This is a genomic window from Carboxylicivirga caseinilyticus (genome assembly GCF_050589785.1).
Classification (GTDB): Bacteria; Bacteroidota; Bacteroidia; order Bacteroidales; family Marinilabiliaceae; genus Carboxylicivirga; species Carboxylicivirga caseinilyticus.
In genome coordinates, this window is record NZ_JBNGOX010000004.1 from 168,672 (window position 1) to 192,339 (window position 23,668).

Annotated in this window: 15 protein-coding genes; 8 read left to right on the plus strand and 7 right to left on the minus strand. The window is 36.2% G+C overall.

Annotation, left to right across the window (positions count from 1 at the left end; genetic code table 11):
* Window positions 1-93: 93 nt before the first annotated feature.
* The gene (gene mdh, locus ACRD62_RS03390) at window positions 94-1,026 is read right to left on the minus strand and encodes a malate dehydrogenase (protein WP_430818715.1); all 933 of its coding nucleotides are present in this window, start codon (window positions 1,024-1,026) and stop codon (window positions 94-96) included.
* 525 nt (window positions 1,027-1,551) lie between these two features.
* Between mdh and ACRD62_RS03395 the strand changes: the two genes are divergently transcribed.
* The 5 genes from ACRD62_RS03395 (at window position 1,552) to ACRD62_RS03415 (ending at window position 9,464) form a co-directional block, all read left to right on the plus strand.
* The gene (locus ACRD62_RS03395) at window positions 1,552-2,289 is read left to right on the plus strand and encodes an NUDIX hydrolase (RefSeq protein WP_430818716.1); all 738 of its coding nucleotides are present in this window, start codon (window positions 1,552-1,554) and stop codon (window positions 2,287-2,289) included.
* Window positions 2,290-2,298: 9 nt separating this feature from the next.
* On the plus strand, window positions 2,299-3,909 hold the full coding sequence (locus ACRD62_RS03400) for an MFS transporter (RefSeq protein WP_430818717.1): 1,611 nt from the start codon (window positions 2,299-2,301) through the stop codon (window positions 3,907-3,909).
* Window positions 3,910-3,961: 52 nt separating this feature from the next.
* Complete coding sequence (locus tag ACRD62_RS03405) at window positions 3,962-6,385, plus strand: glycoside hydrolase family 94 protein (RefSeq protein ID WP_430818718.1); 2,424 nt, start codon at window positions 3,962-3,964, stop codon at window positions 6,383-6,385.
* 99 nt (window positions 6,386-6,484) lie between these two features.
* Window positions 6,485-8,758 carry a beta-glucosidase BglX gene (gene bglX, locus ACRD62_RS03410; RefSeq protein ID WP_430818719.1) on the plus strand — a complete coding sequence of 758 codons (2,274 nt, stop codon included), beginning with the start codon at window positions 6,485-6,487 and terminating at the stop codon, window positions 8,756-8,758.
* 235 nt (window positions 8,759-8,993) lie between these two features.
* The gene (locus tag ACRD62_RS03415; RefSeq protein ID WP_430818720.1) at window positions 8,994-9,464 is read left to right on the plus strand and encodes a hypothetical protein; all 471 of its coding nucleotides are present in this window, start codon (window positions 8,994-8,996) and stop codon (window positions 9,462-9,464) included.
* A gap of 2 nt (window positions 9,465-9,466) precedes the next feature.
* Here ACRD62_RS03415 and ACRD62_RS03420 read toward each other — a convergent pair whose 3' ends face one another.
* Together ACRD62_RS03420 and ACRD62_RS03425 are read right to left on the minus strand one after the other, a co-directional pair.
* Complete coding sequence (locus tag ACRD62_RS03420; protein WP_430818721.1) at window positions 9,467-10,294, minus strand: LytR/AlgR family response regulator transcription factor; 828 nt, start codon at window positions 10,292-10,294, stop codon at window positions 9,467-9,469.
* 5 nt (window positions 10,295-10,299) lie between these two features.
* Complete coding sequence (locus ACRD62_RS03425; protein WP_430818722.1) at window positions 10,300-13,221, minus strand: sensor histidine kinase; 2,922 nt, start codon at window positions 13,219-13,221, stop codon at window positions 10,300-10,302.
* A 226-nt stretch (window positions 13,222-13,447) separates the two neighbouring features.
* Here ACRD62_RS03425 and ACRD62_RS03430 point away from each other — a divergent pair, with 226 nt between their 5' ends.
* The 3 genes from ACRD62_RS03430 to ACRD62_RS03440 are packed head-to-tail and all read left to right on the plus strand — an operon-like array spanning window position 13,448 to window position 17,228.
* Entirely contained in the window at window positions 13,448-14,464 is a 1,017-nt protein-coding gene (locus ACRD62_RS03430) for a right-handed parallel beta-helix repeat-containing protein (RefSeq protein WP_430818723.1), read from the plus strand.
* Between the two features lie 2 nt (window positions 14,465-14,466).
* Window positions 14,467-16,293, plus strand: coding sequence for a T9SS type A sorting domain-containing protein (locus tag ACRD62_RS03435; protein WP_430818724.1), 1,827 nt, complete (start codon window positions 14,467-14,469; stop codon window positions 16,291-16,293).
* Window positions 16,294-16,301: 8 nt separating this feature from the next.
* Entirely contained in the window at window positions 16,302-17,228 is a 927-nt protein-coding gene (locus ACRD62_RS03440; RefSeq protein ID WP_430818725.1) for a T9SS type A sorting domain-containing protein, read from the plus strand.
* A gap of 62 nt (window positions 17,229-17,290) precedes the next feature.
* On the opposite strand, the gene ACRD62_RS03445 is transcribed toward ACRD62_RS03440, so the two are convergent.
* The 4 genes from ACRD62_RS03445 to ACRD62_RS03460 all read right to left on the minus strand — a co-directional run bounded on the left by ACRD62_RS03445 (window position 17,291) and on the right by ACRD62_RS03460 (window position 23,661).
* Window positions 17,291-18,790, minus strand: a complete 1,500-nt coding sequence (locus ACRD62_RS03445) for a glycoside hydrolase family 10-like protein (protein WP_430818726.1) — start codon at window positions 18,788-18,790, stop codon at window positions 17,291-17,293.
* Between the two features lie 110 nt (window positions 18,791-18,900).
* Entirely contained in the window at window positions 18,901-19,902 is a 1,002-nt protein-coding gene (gene trxB, locus ACRD62_RS03450; protein WP_430818727.1) for a thioredoxin-disulfide reductase, read from the minus strand.
* 154 nt (window positions 19,903-20,056) lie between these two features.
* Window positions 20,057-21,001 carry a DUF4249 domain-containing protein gene (locus ACRD62_RS03455; protein WP_430818728.1) on the minus strand — a complete coding sequence of 315 codons (945 nt, stop codon included), beginning with the start codon at window positions 20,999-21,001 and terminating at the stop codon, window positions 20,057-20,059.
* Window positions 21,002-21,003: 2 nt separating this feature from the next.
* On the minus strand, window positions 21,004-23,661 hold the full coding sequence (locus tag ACRD62_RS03460; RefSeq protein WP_430818729.1) for a TonB-dependent receptor: 2,658 nt from the start codon (window positions 23,659-23,661) through the stop codon (window positions 21,004-21,006).
* Between the last annotated feature and the right edge of the window lie 7 nt (window positions 23,662-23,668).

Sequence of the window (23,668 nt, forward strand, 5' to 3'; positions counted from 1 at the left end):
AAAATGAACGATTTTAAACAAATTCATGTTCATTTTCGAACAATAAAAAACCCATCCTGATGAGGATGGGTTTAAAAAAATATGTAATAAAAATTATTTACCTAATCGTTCAAGAACTTCCATGACTTCACGAACATGTTTACGACTTTCCTGAAGCAATTCTTTTTCATCATCATTAAGTTTTAATTCCAATACCTTTTCAACACCGTTTTTACCTAAAACAACCGGTACTCCAAGGTAACAATCATCAATTCCGTATTCTCCATCTAATTTAATACAAACCGGAAATACTCTTTTTTGATCTTTAATGATTGCTTCCACCATTTGAGCAGCTGCCGAACCCGGAGCATACCATGCAGATGTACCCATCAATTTAACTAATTCACCACCACCAAATTTAGTACGTTCAATGATGGCATCCAGCTTCTCAGCATCAATCAATTCAGTTACAGGTATACCTCCTACAGTAGTATAGCGAGGAAGTGGAACCATTGTATCACCATGACCTCCCATCAATACAGCTTGAATATCTTTAGGAGATACATTTAACTCTTCAGCCAAAAAGGCTCTGTAACGAGCTGTATCAAGAACTCCAGCCATACCCATAACTTTTGTTCGAGGAAATTTAGATGTTAAATGAGCCTGAAATGTCATAACATCCAATGGGTTGGATACAATAACAATAATGGCTTCAGGAGAATATTTTACTACTTGCTCAGTAACTGATTTTACAATACCGGCATTCGTTTCAATCAAGTCATCACGAGTCATACCTGGCTTACGTGGTAATCCTGAAGTAATAACAACAACATCAGATCCTGCAGTTTTTGAATAATCATTGGTAACCCCTACAGTTCTGGTGTCATATAAGTTAATTGGAGCTTTTTGCCAAATATCTAAAGCTTTTCCCTCGGCAACACCTTCTTTAATGTCAACCAAAACAACTTCGTTGGCAATTTCTCTGTATGCCAAAACATCTGCACAGGTAGCACCTACATTACCGGCTCCTACAACGGTTACTTTCATATTGAATTATATTTTTTAGTGTTATGAATAAGCAATTTCTTATCTATAAATTGTTTCAACTTTTTCTAAGGTCGGTAAAATTAAAAATTAATCCAGATTACTGAATTTTTTCCTTAATGTTTAACATTCTTTTAGATTCAGGGCGGAAATGCTATTTTAACAAGTTAAGGGCTTTCTTGTTTAAAAACAAGTTGTTCCATAAATCTCTGTAAATGTACACCGATTATTATTGTTCTAATGCAAAAAGTCAAATATTTTGAATTTAAACACTTGATAATAAGGCGCACATTTACATTTAGATTGATTCTAAACTATTAGTTTTAAAATATGCTTATTCCTTATTCTATCTGACACTGATGAAGATTGGTTTTGTATAAAACTAATTTCAGAATTGCTAACATATCGATTTAGCAATTTGAAATCTAATAAATAATCTACTATATTAGCTGCACTTTAATAAGTGTACTATCAACACTATCAAATATTGATTAAATTTATACCAAATAGATAAAACGAAATTAATCTATGTCAAATAAAATTTTAAATAATTACATATCAGTTGACTGTGTTATTTTTGGTTTTGACTTTGAAAAATTAAATGTTCTTGTTGTAGATAGAACACTAATAAAGGATAATGGGGAGATTGACTTTACTGATTTAACACTTACAGGAAATCATATTTATGAAGATGAGACCATAGTTGAAGCTGCTGACCGAATTATTTATGACCTGACAGGACTGCGGAACATCTATCTTGAGCAATTTAAAACCTTTGCAGCCCCTGATCGATTAAAAAAGGAGAATGACAGAAAATGGTTACTCTTCAATGATAGAAACCCGGACAACCGAATTGTTTCAATTGGTTTCTTCGCATTGCTGGCTACTCAAAAAGTTACCTTAGAGTGGAAAGGAAGAAATGTTAGATGGATGCCGGTTGATGAGATAACTGAATTAGGTTTTGATCATAAACTGATACTTTCAGAAGCACTCATTGCGATGCGTAATAAATTGATTCATGAACCAATTGGTTTTGAGTTACTACCAGAAAAATTTACCCTTACGCAATTACAAAAAGTATACGAAATAATTTTAGACACCACATTTGATAAGCGTAACTTCAGAAAAAAGGTAGCCCGAATGAAATACTTAATCCCTCTGGATGAAAAGCAAAAAGGTGTAGCACATAAGCCAGCCCGACTATATATGTTTAGTCGTGAAGTTTATGAAAAAACAAGAAAAGAAATACTTAATTTTTTGGTTTAAAATCAGGTAATGAACAAACTATCAAATAAAATCTCGGTTTTTGAAAAGATTGGATACGCTTTAGGTGACGGAGCTGCAAACATTGCCTGGCGAGGAGTATCTACTTTTTTATTATTCTTTTATACAGATGTATTTGGATTAACACCCGCAGCTGCCGGTTTATTGCTATTGGTTGCCCGTTTAAGTGACGGAATTAGTGATATCGGTATGGGCGTAATAGGAGATATTACGAACTCTAAATATGGAAAATTCCGTCCCTGGATTCTTTGGACTGCAATACCCTTGGGCGTTATATTATCTTTATTATTTACAACTCCGGAACTGGGATCAACTGGAAAAATAATTTATGCCTATACTACTTATATCTTATTCACATTGATTTATACTGCCAATAATATCCCGTACGGAGCATTAATGGCTGTAATGACTGGAGATAATAAGGAAAGAACCAGTATTGGTTCATACAGAATGGTTGGAGCATTTGCCGGAGGCATGATAGTACAGGGAGCTCTTTTATATTTAGTCGCTCATTTCGGAAATGTTAATCCCAAAATTGAAATTACAGAATTAAATGATACAAAATATGAAGTGGTAGTATCCTCACCACAGGATGTTCCGAATGCCAATATTAAAACAAAAGATGGAATAGCAAATTTATCGTGGGCTAATGCCATTAATGACTCCGTTGCTAAACCTGCTACCTATATTAGCTTTGCGATGGAAGCCGAAAAAGAATATTCCTTTATTGCCGAGGGAGAAGCTGACTTGACAACTGATAAAATTCGTTTGATTAATCAGAAGAAAGGCTATAGTTATTCCATTTATGTTTTATCAGCATTTCTTGCACTATTCATGTTTATAACTTTTGCCAGTACAAAGGAAAGGGTAGCACCTCCTAAAGAGCAAAAGACGAATTTATTAAGAGATTTACAGGATTTAATTAAAAACAAGCCCTGGTTGGTTCTTTTGGTCGTTGGTTTACTATGGACTATTTATAATTCTACCAAACAAGGTATGGTTATGTATTATTTTACTTCATATGTAAACAATCAACTACTGGCGGCCACATACCTGGTAGGACTTATGATAGCTTCCATCATTGGTGCTATGGTAACAGCTCCTTTAAGTAAAGTATTTGGCAAAAGACGTTTGTTTATTTATGCTTTGCTTTTCTCTGGTGGTGTTAATGCACTTTTCATTTTTTGCGGACCACAGGATATAAGTGCAATTTTTTCAATAGGTATTATATCCGAATTCGGAGCAGCAATCTTCCCAACTCTTTTCTTTACTATGCTGGGTGATGCTGCTGATTATTCCGAGTACAAAAATGGGCGCCGTGCAACTGGTTTAATATATTCAGCTGGCTCGTTCGTTACGAAATTCGGCGGAGGACTGGCTGCTGCTTTGATTGGTGCTGTATTGGCTGCATTTAGCTATGACGGCATGGATTCTTCCACCATTGAAGGAGCTATACCTGGAATAAAAATGCTAATGAGCTGGATTCCTGCTTTAGTTGCGTTATTAGCTGCTATTATCATGACAATCTATCCCTTAAATCAGGATAAGATGGATGAAATAACCCGGGAGTTAGAAGCCAGACGAATTAACGAATTGAGATAAAGATTAAACTTTATAAGTATTTAGACAAAAGAATAGATTATATAAAAAAGTTATGAAATTTGGATATTTTGACGATGTAGCAAAAGAGTATGTGATTACCACACCTGAGACTCCATGGCCTTGGATTAATTACTTAGGTAATGAGGATTTCTTTTCATTGATATCTAATACTGCGGGTGGATATTCTTTTTATAAGGATGCCAAATTCCGTCGTATAACAAGATACAGATATAATAACGTGCCAATGGATAACGGCGGTCGTTATTTTTATATCAATGATGGTAATTCAGTTTGGTCTCCAGGTTGGAAACCTTGTAAAACACCTTTGGATAATTATGAGTGTCGTCATGGGATGAACTACACTAAAATAAAAGGTGAGAAGGATGGCATTTCAGCTGAAGTATTATTCTTTGTTCCTCTGAAAACATGGGCTGAAGTTCAAAAAGTGACTTTAACGAATACTTCAAATGAAACTAAAAAGTTAAAGTTATTTTCATTTATGGAGTGGGCATTATGGAATGCTGCTACCGACATGGAAAATTTCCAGCGTAACTTCTCAACAGGTGAAGTGGAGATTGAGGGTTCAACAATCTACCACAAAACTGAATATAAAGAACGTCGTGATCACTATGCCTACTATTCGGTAAATACCGAAATTGATGGTTATGATACCGATCGTGAAACATTCTTTGGATTATATAATGGATTCCACGAACCTCAAAAAGTACTGGAAGGCAAACCTGGAATGAGCGTTGCTCACGGATGGTCTCCTGTGGCATCTCATTATATCGAAGTTGAGTTAAAACCAGGCGAAAGCAAAGACTTTGTTTTTGTCTTGGGATATGTTGAAAATGCACAGGAAGAAAAGTGGGAAAGCAAAGGCATAATCAACAAAACAAAAGCAAAAGCCACTTTGGCTAAATTCGACACTGCTGAAAAAGTAGATGCTGCATTTGATGAACTGAAAACATACTGGGAAGAATTGTTGGATGTTTATACCGTTGATTCTGGTGATGAGAAACTGGACCGAATGGTAAACATCTGGAACCAGTATCAGTGTATGATTACCTTTAACTTCTCGCGTTCTGCATCTTACTTTGAAAGTGGAATTGGTCGTGGAATGGGTTTCCGTGATTCAAACCAGGATTTAATCGGTTTTGTGCATCAGATTCCGGAGCGTGCGCGCGAACGAATCATTGATATCGCTTCAACTCAATTCCCTGACGGAGGCTGTTATCACCAGTATCAACCGCTGACTAAACGAGGAAACAACGATATCGGTGGCGGATTTAACGATGATCCGATGTGGTTGATTCTGGGTGTTGTAAGTTACATTAAAGAAACGGGCGATTTCTCAATTCTGGATGAAATGGTTCCTTTTGACAACGATATGAGTGTTGCGAAAACAATGTTCGATCACCTGACCATTTCATTCGATCACGTCGTGAATAATTTAGGCCCTCACGGATTACCATTAATTGGTCGTGCCGACTGGAATGACTGTCTGAACCTGAACTGTTTCTCCAACGATCCTAATGAATCTTTCCAGACAACTGAAAATAAAACAGAAGGCTCTAAAGCTGAGTCTTTAATGATTGCAGGTTTGTTTGTGGTTTACGGTCGCGACTATATTGAGTTGTGCAATGTTTTAGGTAAAACCGAGGAGGCTGCACGCGCCCAAAAGCATGTTGATGCAATGATTGAAGCAGTTAAGCAGCATGGTTGGGATGGCGACTGGTATCTTCGTGCTTACGACTACTACGGTAAAAAAGTAGGTAGCAAGGAGAATAAGGAAGGTCAGATCTTTATTGAATCACAAGGCTGGTGTACAATGGCTGAAATCGGCAAAGAAGAAGGCATGTGTACCAAAGCATTGGATTCGGTTAAAGAAAGACTTGATTGCGAATACGGAATTGTACTTAACAACCCTCCTTTCTCTGAATATGTGGTTGAATATGGTGAAATCTCATCATATCCTGCCGGTTACAAAGAAAATGCGGGTATTTTCTGTCACAATAATCCTTGGGTGATTATTGGTGAGGTATTGAACGGTAATGCTGAGAGAGCCTGGGACTATTTCAAGAAGATCTGTCCGGCTTATTTGGAAGATATCAGTGATCTACACAAGACCGAACCTTATGTATATTCACAAATGATAGCCGGTAAAGATGCCTTTAAACCAGGTGAGGCTAAAAACTCATGGTTGACAGGTACGGCAGCTTGGAATTTCTACACTATCAGTCAGTATATTTTAGGTGTTCGACCTGATTATAACGGTCTGATAGTTGATCCTTGTATTCCTTCTGACTGGAAAGGCTTTACTGTAAATCGTAAGTTTCGTGGAACATTATATAACATCGAAGTGGTAAATAATGATTCTGTTGAAAAAGGCATCTGGGTTGATGGAAACAAGATTGAAGGTAATGTAATTCCGATGCAAAAAAGTAGCGCTGTAAGCGTAAAAGTTGTAATCTAAAACAAGGATAACAATTATCCTGAAGCCATATAAAATGAGGTTGTCATTCTTTAATGGCAACCTTTTTATTTACTTTTAATGAGTAAAATTCACACTATTATGAAACATATTTTAGGAGTATTAATAATGATGACATTGGGATTAACAGCTTGTACCAATAATGGAGGGGGTGATTCTGAAGAAGACCGTTTTGTCGAAGATCTTCTTGGAAAGATGACATTGGAAGAAAAAATTGGACAGATGAATCAACGCACAGGTCAATGGGAAATGACCGGACCTGCACCTAAAACGGATGGATCTCAACAATTACTTGACGATTTGAAGCAGGGACGTGTAGGGTCAATGCTGAATGTTGTGGGTGCTGAAGCAACCCGAAAGGCTCAACAATTGGTCGTTGAAAATAGTCGATTGGGTATTCCTTTAATTTTTGGCTATGATGTGGTTCACGGACATCAGACTATGTTTCCAATACCATTGGGTGAAGCTGCATCATGGGATCCTGAATTAGCCAGGCTATCAGCCAGTGTTGCTGCTAAAGAAGCTGCCGCAAACGGATTGCAATGGACTTTTGCTCCCATGGTAGATGTTGGACGCGATGCACGCTGGGGTAGAGTTATGGAAGGAGCCGGAGAAGATACTTATCTGGGTTCTGCATTTGCCATAGCGAGAGTTCAGGGTTTTCAGGGTGACGATTTAAGTAATGAAAATACTATTGCTGCATGTGCCAAGCATTTTGCAGGTTATGCCTTCTCTGAATCGGGACGTGATTACAATGCAGTAGAAATTGGCGGAGAATCATTGCACAATGTGGTTATACCTCCTTTCAAAGCGGCAAGTGATGCGGGTGTTGCTACTTTTATGAATTCATTTAACACCATTGATGGTTTACCTGCTACTGCCAGTTCTTATTTACAGCGAACATTGCTTAAAGGTCAGTGGGAATTTGATGGTTTTGTAGTATCAGACTGGAACAGCATTGGCGAGATGATTCAACATGGAGTAGCTGCAGATTTGAAAGAAGCTGCTTTAAGAGCCATTAAAGGAGGCTCTGATATGGATATGGAAGCAGATGCATACTTAAGTCACCTAAAGGAGTTGGTTGAGTCTGGCGAGGTAGATGAGAGATATGTTGACGATGCTGTTCGCAGAATTCTGCGAATTAAATATCGACTGGGGTTGTTTGACGATCCATATAAATATTGTAATGAGGATCGTGAGAAAAATTCATTGTTAACAGCCGAAAATAAAGAAGCTGCCCGCAAAGTGGCGAGTGAGTCAATGGTACTTCTAAAGAATGAAAACAATATTCTGCCAATAAACAAGGATATTAAATCAATTGCAGTTGTTGGCCCATTGGCTGATGATAAAGATTCTCCTCTAGGAAACTGGAGAGCAAAAGCCATTTCAAACTCTGCAGTTTCTTTATTAGAAGGTGTTACCACTGCTTGTGGTAATGACATTAAAGTAAATTATGCCAAAGGTTGTGATCTGGTAACCGGAGAAAGAACATTTTCAAATATCCTTACATTCAATAGTGATGACAGATCAGGTTTTAAAGAAGCTGTAAAAGCTGCTAAAAAATCCGATGTTGTATTATTGGCTATTGGTGAAGATGCTTATCAATCAGGTGAAGGAAGAAGCCAAACTGACATAACTTTATCAGGATTACAGGTTGAACTTTTTGATGAAATTTACAAAGTAAATAAGAATATTGTAGTTGTTCTGATGACAGGTCGCCCGGTGGTTATTCCCGAATTGGCTGAAAAAGCCGCTGCCATTCTCGAAACATGGCATGCCGGATCCGAAGCGGGTAATGCAATGGCAGATGTTTTATTTGGGAAAGTTAATCCTTCAGGTAAATTACCAATGACTTTCCCTCGCAGTGTTGGTCAGATTCCTATCTATTACAATTACAAAAATACCGGTCGCCCAAGTGGTAATGAGATGGATAACCTTTGGTCGAGATACACAGATTCTCCCAACACACCTCAATATCCATTCGGATATGGTTTAAGTTATACTTCATTTACCTATTCAAATCTCAATTTGGATAAAACTGAAATACAACCAGGTGGAGATGTTAAAGTATCGGTTACTGTTACCAATACCGGAGATGTAAAAGGAAAAGAAATTGTTCAATTATATATTCGGGATGAAGTGGCTGCCTATGCCCGCCCGGTTAAAGAACTGAAAGGTTTTAACAAAATCGAACTGGATGCCGGAGAGTCGAAAGAAGTTACTTTTACTTTAGGCAAGGATGAGTTAGGTTATTTTCATCCAAACGGCACATATGTTATTGAAAAAGGTAGTTTTAAGGTAATGGTCGGTAGTAATTCGGCAGAAACCATTGAAACATCGTTTGTCATTAAATAAAGCAATCTCAAACCAACGATTAAACATCTTAATTAAAAAATTAGCATTATTGCTTAGATACCAAAAAAGGGATTGATAGTAAATTATCAGTCCCTTTTTCATTTGCTTATTAACACAACTTTTCAATTTTAAAAGAGTTTCTGAATACCACATGCTTCTTAAAGCCACAAGATTTTATTACTCTAAAATTAAACCTTCCTAATAAGTTTAGTGTTACTATCTAAAAGAAAGTGCTATGATGTTTTTAGATAGATACAATGCAGAAAGACATATAGATCAGCTTCAGGAAGACTTCCGGAGAGAAGACGCTTTTAGAAACGATTTTATAGCATCATTCAAACAATCTGTACATCATATCATAACTTCAGACAGTAAACATCCAGTACTACCAATCGGATTGCCAACATTAACCGAAACTTATGCTTTAACAGTATTAAGTATTGTAAGCTCCGTACTTGATAAAAATGAATCCTCTCCTTTTTATCGTATAAATGATGAAATCAAGGCCCTGCAATCTTATATTTTCAAATACGAATACATCATTAACAATACTCTAAGTAAAAAGGCGTTTGAACAAATTAAGGAAATCATTTCCACTAAATTTCCACAAGTTTCAGAAATAACTGAATTAAGCAATCAGTTATTGACAGTCAACTTGCAATGGCATCATATCAATTACATGGCAAGCTTTCCCGAATCAAAATAGGTTTATCTGCCAAACAACTGACGAATTGCTTGAGTGAGATGATTAATGCCTGATTTTTTATTAAACTGATCTTTAAAATCCTTACCAAAACGTTTGGATGCATATAACACAGTTCCGTTAGTCAATTCAACGGTTAATTCACGGTGATTGTATTTCTTAATAAATTCCTGATTAACAAGCAAACTGTTACTGATTGCATGAAAATGATAATCGCTTACAAGCATTTCTTTATAAAATCCAATATTACGGGTTACAGAGAGCTGCACATTGTCTTTGAGAAACACATAACAAATTACACCATCCGCTTTTAAATAAACAATATCCGAAATATTCACGAATTCGATAATACCACTATGAAGATGGAAAGCCATTTTATTGCTGGGCATTGTTTGTGCTCCTCCCACCCTTTCGAGTAACAATTTAATCTGATGATTGAAGTTTCGTGAGGTGATTTTTGTTAAAGCCTTATTCACCGCCTGCACTAATTCAGAATCATCCAAAGGCTTGTATAAAAAATCAATGGCCGAATATTTAATTGCTCTTAAGGTGTATTCTTTAGCACTCTCTCCCGTTATAAAGATGATTTCAAAATCGATACAGTTTTCTTCCGATAGTCTTTTTAATAAATCAAATCCGGTACCTGTTGTTAGTTGTATATCAAGAAAAACAAGTTGAATATCCTCATGTTTAATTAAATCATAAGCTTCACTGATATCATATGCCTGAAATATTTGTTTTATCTGCGGAAACAATTGGCGCACACGCTGGCATATATAATCAGATGTATCCTGAATATCTTCAACAATTAAGGCATTTACTTGCTGTTCCATTTCATCTAGTTAAAAGTGATCGTTACAATGGTACCTCCATATTCAGGATCTTCGTAACGAATGTGAATGTTATAACCCAGTTCATTTAAAATATCAATTCGTTTCTGAATCAATTCAATTCCTCTAGATTCATATACTTTAATCGAATCTTTCTTCAGTTCTTCCGACTTCTTTCGACCTATACCATTATCTACAATTGTACAAACCAGGGCTTCTTTTTCTGCTGAAATACGAATGAGTAATTTACCATCTTTTTCAGAAGGATAGAGCCCGTGTTTTATTGCATTTTCAACAAAAGGTTGAATAATCATTGGAGGAATGGTTTTATTTAAAAGATCAGGATCAGCAACATTTAATTCATAATCAAAGGCTTTGGCTCGATATTTTATTTGCTCAAACTCAATATACATTTTTAGCAAATCAACCTCTTCTTTTACCGATATCTCCGTGTTTTCCTGCGATTGATCAATTACCTGAGATGATTTTATAGTGGCCTCCATATAGGCTCTTATTAAACGCGAGAATTTAATAATGTATTGATTGGCCAGTTCGGGTTTATGCTGTGTTACCAGGTTCTGAACTGAAGCCAAAAGGTTAAAGATAAAATGTGGATTAAGGTTTGCCTGCAACGAAGCAATTTCCAAATAACGCTTTTTCCGCTCCTGCTCAATGGCCTTTACCTTAAACATATATCTTGACCTGGAGATATAGGCAATGATTAATCCAAGAAGAAGCAAAACAAAAAATGCATATTTATAAAAATGTGGTTCTTTATAAAAAGGTAATTTAACAACCACATTAATTGAAGTTGTTTTAAAATCCTCTATCCCATTAACAAACGCAGGCTTCACCATGACTTCGAAAGTGTAGTTACCTGAAGCAAGATTATTATAAACAGCATAGTTTTGCTGACTCCAGTTACTCCACTGCTCTTTGTAACCTTTTAAACGATAACGATATTCCGGTTGTGTTGGCAATCCAAATCCAACTGTCTCAAAATCAAACTCCACATCATTTTCATGGCTTTTTAGTAATAATACTTTCCCTAATTTGCGTTCAGCATAGGATAATGAAGTATTATTACAATGAGTAATTTCAACATTAAAAAACTCAGAATCAAAACGAACTTTTAACGGATCAATTGCCGTTGTGTTGGTAGTTGATGGAAATAGGACTTTATCATTCCATCTCATAAAACCATTTTGCGCAATTTCCTGTGCCAGTAAACCATTTCTGAAATTGTAGGTTTTGATTATTAAATTCTCGTTACTTAAATATTCATCTAATTTAAGTACCATCAATTCCCGGGTTGTCCCCAGGAACAGTTTATCTTGAGAATAAGCCATAATGGCAGTTATATATCCAGAATGAGCTATAGGTACTTTTTTGAACTGGCGTTTTTCCGCATTCAAAAACCACAATCCATCTCTTCCTCCCATCCAAATGTTACCATTATTATCTTTGGCTATTGAGATTATTCCATTTGCAGGTACACCTTTGAATAAATCATCGGGCTTGATAAATATGTTTTTCTTACGATCATAGATTGACAATGACCGACCTGTTCCGATCCATATCCATGAGTCACCCATAAATTCCAAAGCAGAAGGGTGAGACTTAACGATCGAATTCGTCTCATCTTTTATGTATCTGATCTTTCCGTTTGCATCCAGAAAACCTAAGCCATTTTCCTGACCAAAAATGACACTATTTGTAACAGAGTCGTAACGTGTGATGAGCGAGATACCGGTATTAAGTTTGATGGTTTGGTTTTTATTGTATATCACCAATCCATAATGAGTTGGGAAGTACAAATTGCCGTTTTTATCCTTAGAAGCTCCGTAATAATAATCCGTTTCTTTGGAGTTATAGAACCCTTTGGCAATAATTTCCTTTTTCAAATTTCGCTGCATATCTAATTGATATAGCCCTTGCTTAAAAGCGGCACCATATAAACTTCCATCATCAGCTTGTATCAATGTCCAAAAATCTTTCATAAATGACTCCGGGAATACTTCAAAAGGATTATCCCAAATTTGATACAATCCATTATCAGATCCGGCCCATAGCTGATTATCCCGATCAATGATTACTGGATAAGGAGCTTTAATAAAATCCAACTGCAGCTCAACTGCCGTTCTTGATGCACTATCCAAAAGAAAATAATCATACATATAATTCAGCAGGAAGGATTTAACAGGAAGCTTATTCACCTCAACATTGATTATATCATTTCCTGCGTACCAGAACCTAAAAAGTAATTCTCCATCGGGCAACGACAGGTACCTCACCTCTTTTCCATTATTTAATAAAATTACTGGCAGATCATGCGATAAACGCCCCACATCCACTTTCCAACCATCAGGAGCAGTATAAATTCTCGATAACCTGTTTGACTTTATATGGTAAACGTCATTGGTAATAAAATCAGTGCAATACAGTAAGCGATGGTTTGGCTCATAAACCACGGATTTAACTCCTCCAACCGGAAAATCAACCCCTACCTTGTATTGCACAAGTAATGAGTCCTTCTGATAATGGTTAACCCAATCTTTTGTATAAATAAAATAGCAATTATCCGAAACCATTACTTGAAAAGATTCAGAAATATTCTTGATCAAACTGAAATCTGAACCATTAAATCTATAAACTCCGGAAGTCGCCTTTACAAATACATTCCCCTCTGCATCACTATCTATGGTATAAATATGTTCGTTACCCAGGTATTGATGGAAATGTTCACCGTTAAACTGGGCTAATCCAGCCTTGGTACCCACCCAAACATATCCATAGTCGTCCTGATGAATCGCCGTCACCTGAATTTGAGGCAGTCCGTTATGCGTATTATAAATTCTGTACGGTTTATCCTTGGCATGCAGTGATACAAGCCCCCAAAGGCATAAAACAATTATTGCAATTACTTTCATTCAGATTGAGTGTAAGCTTGATGATACAATATAATGATATTATCTGCATCGGCATGAAGATTAATAACAGATGGTCGTATGCCATAATAAACGGCAATTGATTTGCTACTTGGTGCATAACGAAAAAATGAATTTCCACTTATTACGCCAATTGACCACTTATTACTTTTCAGCCTATAAAACTGGCAGAACATACTAGTTTTATTACTATTCTAAACTCAGAGTCATGAAACAAATTTTACTTACCCTTTTGGTTGTCATAGCTACAACACATTTATCGGCGCAACAACTTGTTATGCTTCAGAGCAATGGTACATCAACTGCATTTGATGGTGAAACGCCTTTTATTGATGCATATGACAGTGCAATTGATGGTGATACCATTTATTTACCCGGCACAAGAGTCACACCACCTCCTGCTATAGATAAGCAATTAACCATTTACGGAACAGGACATTACCCTTCTACTACCAATGCAACTAATAGTTCTATTATTTATGGAACTGTCTATATTTCTGAAAACGCAGACAATATTAAACTTGAAGGAATTGAAATTACAGGTAGTCTCATTTTTATGAATAATCAAAAAATAGATAATGCAATTATTTCTCGTTGTAAACTTTACCAGGTTAGTTATCAGGGAGACTTAACTACTCCTTGTGAGAATAACACCATAAAACAATGTGTTATTACCAGTTCCGTATCATTAAATAATGCAAACAATTGTATTTTAACAAATAACATAATAGCCTCAAGCATTGGAAACGGTAATCAAATTGCCATTTTAAACAATGTTATACTTCATACCTCTACATCATCCACATATGGAACAATTACTAATGTTGATAACTCAACTATAGCCAATAATATTTTCAGACGAGCCAATAATGTAATCCAATCGTCATGCGAATCATCAACATTTGCTAACAATGTTTTTAAGTCAACAGCACTTGCAGGGGTAAATACCTTTTTAAACAACTATGAAAATGTTGATTTTGCCTCGTTATTTGTAAGTCAAAATGATGAAGGAGTTTTCAACTATGAACAGGATTATCATTTAAACAATACTGAAACATATCTTGGTAACGACGGAACGCAAGTTGGCATTTATGGTGGATTATTTCCATACAAGGACTATGCGATTCCTACTAATCCACATATTAGTTCACAATCAGTTGCTCCATCAACCGACGAAAACGGGATGTTAAACATCAGCATCACGGTTAATGCTCAACAGGAATAATTATGAAAAAATTAATATCAGCCCTACTGGTTGTATTATGCTTTTCAACAGGTTGGGCTCAGAATAAAATCAAAGGTTGGGAATATTGGTTTGATGATGCAACTGAAAGCATGACCAAATTAAATATTACTCCATCAGAATCATTTGTACTTGAATCCAATATTTCAACAGATGACCTGACAGATGGCTTACACCGAATTAATCTGCGATTCAAGGACGAGAACGATTTATATAGCACAATCTTATCTAGTTTCTTCTTTAAATCCGATACTGAAACAACTGGTATAGAACTTACTGAAGTCGAATATTGGTTTGATAGTAATTATGAGAATAAAGTTAATCAATCGATTATCGGGCAAACAGTTTGGGAACCAGTTCTGGATTTATCCGGATTGAATTTGGGGCTACATAGTATTCATATCCGTTTTAAGGATAGCATGGGTAAATGGAGCACAACGTTGAGCCAATTCATATTAACAAAAGATGTTGAACAGTCAGCAAGTATGAAAGCATGGCAATACTGGATTGATAATGATCTTTCTTCTGCTGTCACTACAAATATTACATCGGATACCGAATTTAGTTTGAGCACTGCGCTTGATTTGAGTGAAATGAATACGGGTGTACATACTTTTAATATTCGATTTCTCGACGATCAAAATCGTTGGACTGTAACACAAAGTAAATTCTTCTACAAAAAAGAATCCAGAAATCTGACAGGCAATGCAATTACAGCATACCAATTTTGGTTAGATGAAAAAATTGAAGAAGTATATACAATTGCCACTAGTCCAGCAGAATTAATAACCTTATCAGAAGCTATTGATTTTACAACTCTTGCAGCCGGCACACATGATATCCATTTTCGATTTCTGGATGAAACAGGAGTTTGGAGTAGTGCCATAAGCAACACTTTTATAAAAGAATCATTATCCATTGAAGATGGCCTGATTGCTCATTACCCACTTGATACTAATGGAGATGATCAAAGCGTTTATCAGCATCATGGTACTTTAAACGAAACAACATCTGTACCTGATCGATTTGGAAATGCAGATGCTGCTCTCTATTTCGATGGAATAAATGATTACATAAGAATACCTGACGCTGATCATCTGGATATTAACAATAGCGAACCATTCTCTGTTTCTCTTTGGCTTAAACAGGATGCTGAAAACATCAGCAAATATTTTCTTTCGAAATATAATCCTTCACTGGGTTCCAAAGGAGCTTATGGTTTTGGTACCGGTTATACCGGAGATGCCTACAGTTGGTTTTACTTCAATGATGAAGGAGGTAAAGAAAACAGGGGATCGATTGAATTGAACGATGGAAACTGGCATCATTATGTGGCAGTTTACAAACCTGGTGAAAACATCACTTTGTATATCGATAATCAATCTGACATTACACAAACAATTACATATACCGGCAATACAATTAACACAACAGATTTACTAATCGGCTGTGGAGCAAACATATCGCAATACTTTAAAGGAAGTCTGGATGATATAAGAATTTACAAAAGGGCATTGTCAACTGAAGAAATAAATGGATTGTACACCTATGTTCCAACGTCCTTACCTGCTAATGAATTGTCCAATGTGTTGATTTATCCAAACCCGGCAAGTGATCAGTTAAATATTGATTTAGGGCTTCATAAAGGCGCTGCCATTTATTTATATAATTCCACCGGAATTTGTGCCTACAATACCATTACCTCTGACAAGACAATTGAAATACCCGTATCACATCTAGAACCAGGTTTATATCTAATTGAAATTAAATCAAATAAAGGAAGAACTATTTCAAAAGTTATGATCAAATAATCATCGACATGAAAAGACTAATACTGGTAATTACAAGTCACATACTTTGTTTCCATTTGATACATTCGCAAATGGCAGCTTATTATCCTTTTGATGGTAATGCCAATGATATCAGTGGAAATGAACACAATGGAACCGTTTATGGAGCCACTTTAACAACCGACAGAGATGGCAATGCCAATTGTGCTTATTACTTTGATGGTATTGATGATTATATCGATTTAGGCGACTGGGAGAATGGTGGAGCCATGTCAATCACTTTCTGGGCCCGCTGGGATGCCTTTAATAATTATTCAAGAATCATTGATCTAGCAAATGGCTCATCCAATGCAAATATTATTGTATCTAATTACCAAACTGCCGGAAAGTTCTTTTTTCAGATTTATAGTACATCTACTAAAGGCGTAACCTCAAGTAGCTATATTATAACAGCATCTTCCTGGGACTTTTATAGTGCCACAGTAAGTGATAATGGAGTAATGAGAATATATAAGAATGGAGTTCTTGTGAATGAATTAGCAAATGGAGTTGTTCCGGCACAAGTTTTAAGAACCAAACAATATGTTGCCAGGAGTAACTTCTCGCAGGATGGTTATTTTAAAGGAGCCATTGATGATATTCGCATTTTTAATCATACACTTTCAGAAGTTGAAGTATCCAACATTTATAACAACACATCAACTCGAATAGAAAAATCAAACTTAAATAGTATTAAAGTATTTCCTAATCCTGTAAAATCCACTTTGTATTTTAGTCAGCAATTGGCATCAGGAAACACATTATCTTTATTCAATATTACAGGTAAATGCGTATTCTCAAAACTTGTTAATGAAAATACAAATTCAATAAACCTGAATCAGTTATCAGAAGGTATTTACCTGCTAAAAATACAATCTGATAATGGAGAAGAAACACTCAAGATAGTTAAGAATTAATTCCTGATTTAATACAAAGGGGTGAAGTTAATGGAAGAGGTTATCGGGACCTCTTCCATTTTTTATCTGAATATTACTCCGTTCGACTCATTATTGGTGATGCTGATTCCTGTAATGATATAATCATACTTATATGGACTGTTTTGATCATCAAGTTTTAATTTTAATTCCGTATCACCTGTTACTGCAACAATCGAACGAACATCATCCAACTTTAATTCTTTGTTTTTTTTGCATTTGTAAATGATGTATCCCACATTATTTTCACCAGCATTCCATGCAAGTGAGATGGTATCATTATTAACATCCCATTGAGCGTTTTCGGGGCGTTCTGGCATAATCTGTTTCACTCTCTTATTTTTGGGAGGAAGTGCCACATACCTGTAATGTTTTTTCTGCATCCGTTGTTTAAATCCCAAAGGATTAGTGCGCATATATTTAGCACTAAAAAACATACTCCCTTCCACATTCTCATATTTCCGAAGCAGTTTTACCTGCTTATCCATTTCTTTTGATTTTTGCCAGGCTTTTTCACCAGATTTAGCATCCAATCGATATAAACCGTGTCCGATATACAGAGGACAGCCGAAAGCATTTTTATCCCACCAGTCAACAAGTACTGAATAGTCAGCTACTTTCTTTCCTATTGGCCAGTATATTTGAGGGGTAACATAATCAATCCATCCTTCCTGCTGCCATTTTAGCACATCAGCATACAGGTCGTCATAATTGGTTTGGCCGGCTTTTGTTGCCGATCCTCTTGGATCTTTATCGTTATTACGCCAGACACCAAACGGTGATATACCAAACTCAACATATGGAGCCACGGCTTTTATGGTATCATGAAGCTGTTTGATGATCAGGTCAACATTATCTCTTCTCCAATTTTCCTTTTCATTAGTTGAAAAACCTCTGGGATATAATTCAAAAGCCTGCTGATCCGGAAAATCTTTTCCACTGATACGATATGGATAAAAATAATCATCAAAATGAATGGCATCAATCTCATATCTTCTTAAGATATCGGCCACCACATTACAGACATGATTGCGTGTTTCGGGAAGGCCCGGATTGAAATAAGCTTTGCTACCATACGTAACAAACCATTCGGGATTCGTCTTTACCGGATTTGATTCGGCAATTGAACTTTTGGCAGTGTCGAAAACTGCCCGATATGGATTCATCCAAACATGAATATCCAAACCTCTTTTCCTACATTCCTTGATGGTAAATTCCAGTGGATCATAAAATGGATCAGGAGCTTTACCCTGCTCTCCGGTAAGCCATTGCGACCATGGCTCAAAAGAAGATTGATAAAAAGCATCGGTCGATGGTCTTATTTGAAAAATAACAGTGTTGAAATGATATTCTTTTGCGAGATCCAGTAATTCAATCATTTCTTCCTGTTGCATATCAGTTGATAATCCAGCTCTTGAGGGCCAGTCAATATTGGCAACCGTTGCAATCCATACAGCACGCATTTCCCTTTTGGGATATTTACCAGCATACAATATTACAGTTGCCAGAAAAGCAAACTGAATAAGAACAATGCATCGTTTCATTTCAATTCAGGAATTTAATTGTATTCAAATAAAAGTTGAAGATACACCAAAGTAAAGAGATAAAAAAAGGGAAGCCTTTGCTTCCCTCTCTGAAATATTGTATCATAAAATTATTCCTGCTCAGCCAGAAAACGTTCTGCATCAATGGCAGCCATACAGCCAGAACCTGCAGCAGTAACTGCCTGACGATACTGATCATCCTGAACATCACCACAGGCAAATACTCCTGGTACATTTGTTTTTGAAGTTCCTGGAATGGTTTTAATATAACCTACTTCGTTTGTATCAATGTAATCAGCAAAAATTTCTGAGTTTGGCTTATGTCCAATTCCAAGGAAGAATCCATCAATAGCGATCTTCACTTCTTCCTCCTCCGGAGTACCCATGTTTTTCACTAAAGTAGCACCTTCAACAACTCCGTTTCCAAATAATCCTTTGGTCTGATGTTTCCAAAGAATTTCGATGTTTTGAGCTTTGATTACTCTATCCTGCATAACTTTTGAGGCACGTAATTCATCACGACGAACAATAAGGTAAACTTTCTTTGTCAAGCCTGAAAGATACAATGCTTCTTCACAAGCAGTATCTCCACCACCTACTACAGCCACATCCTTACCTCTGTAGAAAAATCCGTCGCATGTTGCACACGCCGAAACACCTGAACCAGCATATTTTGTTTCATCAGGTAAACCTAAATATTTGGCTGTTGCACCCGTAGCAATAATCAAGGCCTCAGCTTCTACTACTTTACTCTCATCAATTGTTACTTTAAACGGACGGGCAGATAAATCTGCTTTTGTAGCCATTCCAAAACGAATATCTGTTCCAAAACGTTCAGCTTGTTTTTTGAGGTCTTCCATCATTTCAGGACCTGTGATACCAGATGGATAACCAGGGAAATTTTCAACCTCAGTGGTAGTGGTTAACTGTCCTCCGGGTTGCATTCCTTCATACATAACCGGGCTCAGATTGGCACGGGCAGCATAGATAGCAGCAGTATATCCTGCCGGACCAGAACCTATAATTAAAACTTTTACTTTTTCAACATCAGTTGCTTCATTATTATCTTTTTTGGGGGCACTCAAATCCTCCATTTTTCCGAATAGAGCCATAATATGTATGTATTTATATTTTTATATAATTTAAAAACTAATTATTCAGCGTTTGACAATCAAAATTTATGCCGTTCAAAAATGATACTGTTAATCCGTTCATCATACTGACATGCCAACCGATTAACTGACAAAATATCAGATTTATATAAAATTACTGATATAAAACAATAGAATCAACATCGAAAGACATCCCGGAAACTAAACCTAATCCTCCATCAATATTATTATGAATCTGATTAGGATCAAATATGGGTAATCCTTCATAAAAACCATCATATCCAGCTGAAATTACCTTACTTCTGAAATAAGAATAATAATCATAGGTATGATGATATAAATAAAGTGAGATTTTTATTTTGTCTTCATAATAATCAAAAAACAGATAATCCTTCGGAATGTTGACATTAATTGTATAAGTTATTCCATTTACCAATTCATCAGTAAATAAACCCTGAAAATTCAATCCTTGCAATAAGCTGCCACTTTGATCCTTCTGAAGAAAAATCGGATCATCTTTATCGTAATCTACAACATCCCTCGTATAATATGGCTCATTATTTATCATCCCATATCCTTCGCGTATAATATATAACTGGTAATAATCTTCCTCAGCCAAAGGATCTGAGAATGATACCTTCGTTTTTAAATAACTCATCTGAATACCATCGGTATAACTATAGTTGATGGTACTTGTATCCATTTTTTCAATAGGAATCTCACCAGGCAAATAGGATTCTACAAGAATTGTATCTCCTTCTCTTTCAAAAGCCTCAATAACAATATCATCACCTTTACTAAAGGTAAACTCTTTCCAGTTACTCCAAACAGTATCTGAAGGAAGAATATAGGTACCCTGATTTACTCCATTTATTGAGATTCGAAACCTGGCATTTTCAACTTGTTTATAGCTAGGAACTGATAATATACTCTGACTCTTACTAAAATGAAGACTCAAGGCACTATCGGGATATATAAAGGAATACATAACCAACTTATCGGGCTGATCATTTAACTCAATAAGGATATCTTTCTCGCAGGAAAGCATCAGTAATAGAAACGAAACAATTAAACTATATTTTATAATACTCCATCTCATACCTAAAACTGTATTGTAAACCTGGCATATGGTATTGGAAACGGGAACAAACTAAATTGCTTCAACGAACGCTTTATATCACCATTATCCTGTTCTGTATCCGAAAAATAAAGGAAGAATGGATTCTGGCGCCCATATGCATTCAACAGTCCAAAACTCCAAACTCTGCTCCCGTACGGTTTTTCTTTTTCAAAATTAACTCCCATATCGAGTCGGTGAAAGTTAGGCATTCGATAACTATTTCGCTCACTTATGTACTGATTATATTTAGTGTCGAACTCATTTTCCTGAGTTGGCAAATCAGGTGCATAATATTTGGTTTCAGGTAAAGTTATCGGACTACCTGTTCCAAATGTCCAGGTGCCGCTAAGGGTAATCCCTTTTTTGAACCGATACATTAGAAACAGCGAAGCATCATGTGTTCGGTCAAAATCTGCAGGGAAAGGATTTCCATTATTCAATTCTTCAAACTGATTGATCGTTTTTGAATAAGTATATCCAAACCAACCCGATAAACTACCTGTTTTTTTATGAAGTAAAAACTCAATACCTTTTGATTCACCATCGCCTGCGGTCAACTTATTTCGCCAGTCTGAAGTAAAATCAAAATAACTGGTTGATTCCTTATAAGCCAGAATATCAGAGAATGATTTGTAGTATGCTTCTATGGAAAGGCCAAAGCCTTTGCCTATCTCATATTCCCATCCAAATGCCGTCTGTGTTGCCCTCATGGGTTTAATTTCATCAGACACCGGCAACCACATATCGGTTGGCATTGATACACTTGATGTTCGTAATAAATGCATGTATTGTGTCATATGACTATAGGCTGCTTTCACCGACATCCTGTCATTAATAAGGTAACGAGCCGAAAATCGGGGCTCAGCCGACCAGTAATACTTTGACTCAGTTTGGAATGCTGAAAAATGGCCTCCAATATTCAACCTTAGGTTATCTGTCAGATTAAAATCGTCCTCAACATACAACCTTAATTCTGGTCGAAACATACGGTTGCCTCCATAGGTTGTGTCGATCGCCTCACTTCCGGTATTTTCCTGCAGATATACATCTATACCAGGATAAAAATTATGAGCTGTTAAGCTTGCACCAAACCTGAAATAATGCGCAGGTCTTGGAATATAATCCCAATCAGTTTTTAAAGTATAATCCTTTATTCCACTATAATAATTCTGATTGACAACCGTCCAGTCACCATCTGACTGGTAATTTACTTTCTGACCAATATAGAACTGATAATCACTATAACTGGCTGTTGTATTTACAAACACCTTTTCACCAAAGATGTGATTCCATCGTGATGAAAACACTGCATTTTTCCAACCTATATCACTTTCATCGTATGCTTCTACTACCTGTCTTGAGGTATTGGTTTCATTGGCACTTATCTCAATATTCTGAAAGTTATATTGAAGATCATACTGATCCTTACCCAAATACGAACTAACATAAATCCGGTCTTTATAACCTAATTTCAGATTAAACTTGGAATTAAAGTCATAGAAGTAAAACCGGCTTTTATTATTGTCATTTAACTGCAATAACCCAGTAAAAATATCCATATACGTTCGTCTAATCGAGACAGAAAAAGACGATTTATCTTTTATCAGCGGACCTTCTGCAGCCACCCTGCTGGATAAAACACCAATACTTGCCAGTCCTTTAAACTCCTGATCATTCCCATCATACATACGAATATCAACAACCGATGAAAGTCTTCCACCATAACGAGCCGGAAAGCCACCTTTTACGACACTTACATGATTAACTGCATCGGCATTGAATATGGAAAAGAATCCCAACAGGTGTCCAACATTATACACAGGTACATCATCCATCAATACCATATTCTGATCAGGACCACCGCCCCTGACATACAAAGCACTTAATCCTTCACCTCCACTCTGAATACCAGGTAACAACTGAATACTCTTCACTAAATCAACTTCGCCTAAGAATACCGGAACGTTTTTTATTTGTTCGATGGGTAAATCAACTGTTCCGGTTCTGGTACTTTTAACTTTATTCGGAACCTTTGACTTTATAATGGAAATTTCTCTGATCTCGCTATCTGCAATCATATCAAAATGAATAACCGTATCAGACTGTAAGTCAATTAACATTTCCTGATGTTCATACCCGACGTAAGAACAATTCAACCGAGTATATCCTGCAGGCAGAGTAAGACTATAAAAACCAAAGTTATTACTTACTGTTCCCAACAATTGATCTTCATCGTAAATATTCGCCTGAATCAAGGCTTCTTTTGATTTCGCATCCCGAATATAACCTCTGATAACATGTTTTCCGGGAATACCTTCGTAGGGTTGAATAATAATTTTATTTCCTCTAACTAAAAAGCTTGAAGGACATTTTATAAATAGTTCATTTAAAATCTCACGTATTGTGGCAGAAGAACGACTCAACTCAATACTCTCTTCGAAACAGAGCATATTACTGTAACTAAAAACAACATTGGCCTGATCTTCAATCGACTTCAGGAAATAAGCAGTAGAAGCTTTGGTAGTATCAAAAGACACCTCCTCATATAAAACGTTTTGCCCATTCAACTGTAAAGCAAACAGTTGAATGAGCAAAATGATGAAAATATTTTTATAACCTAAATTTTCCAGTTTCGGCATTTCAAAT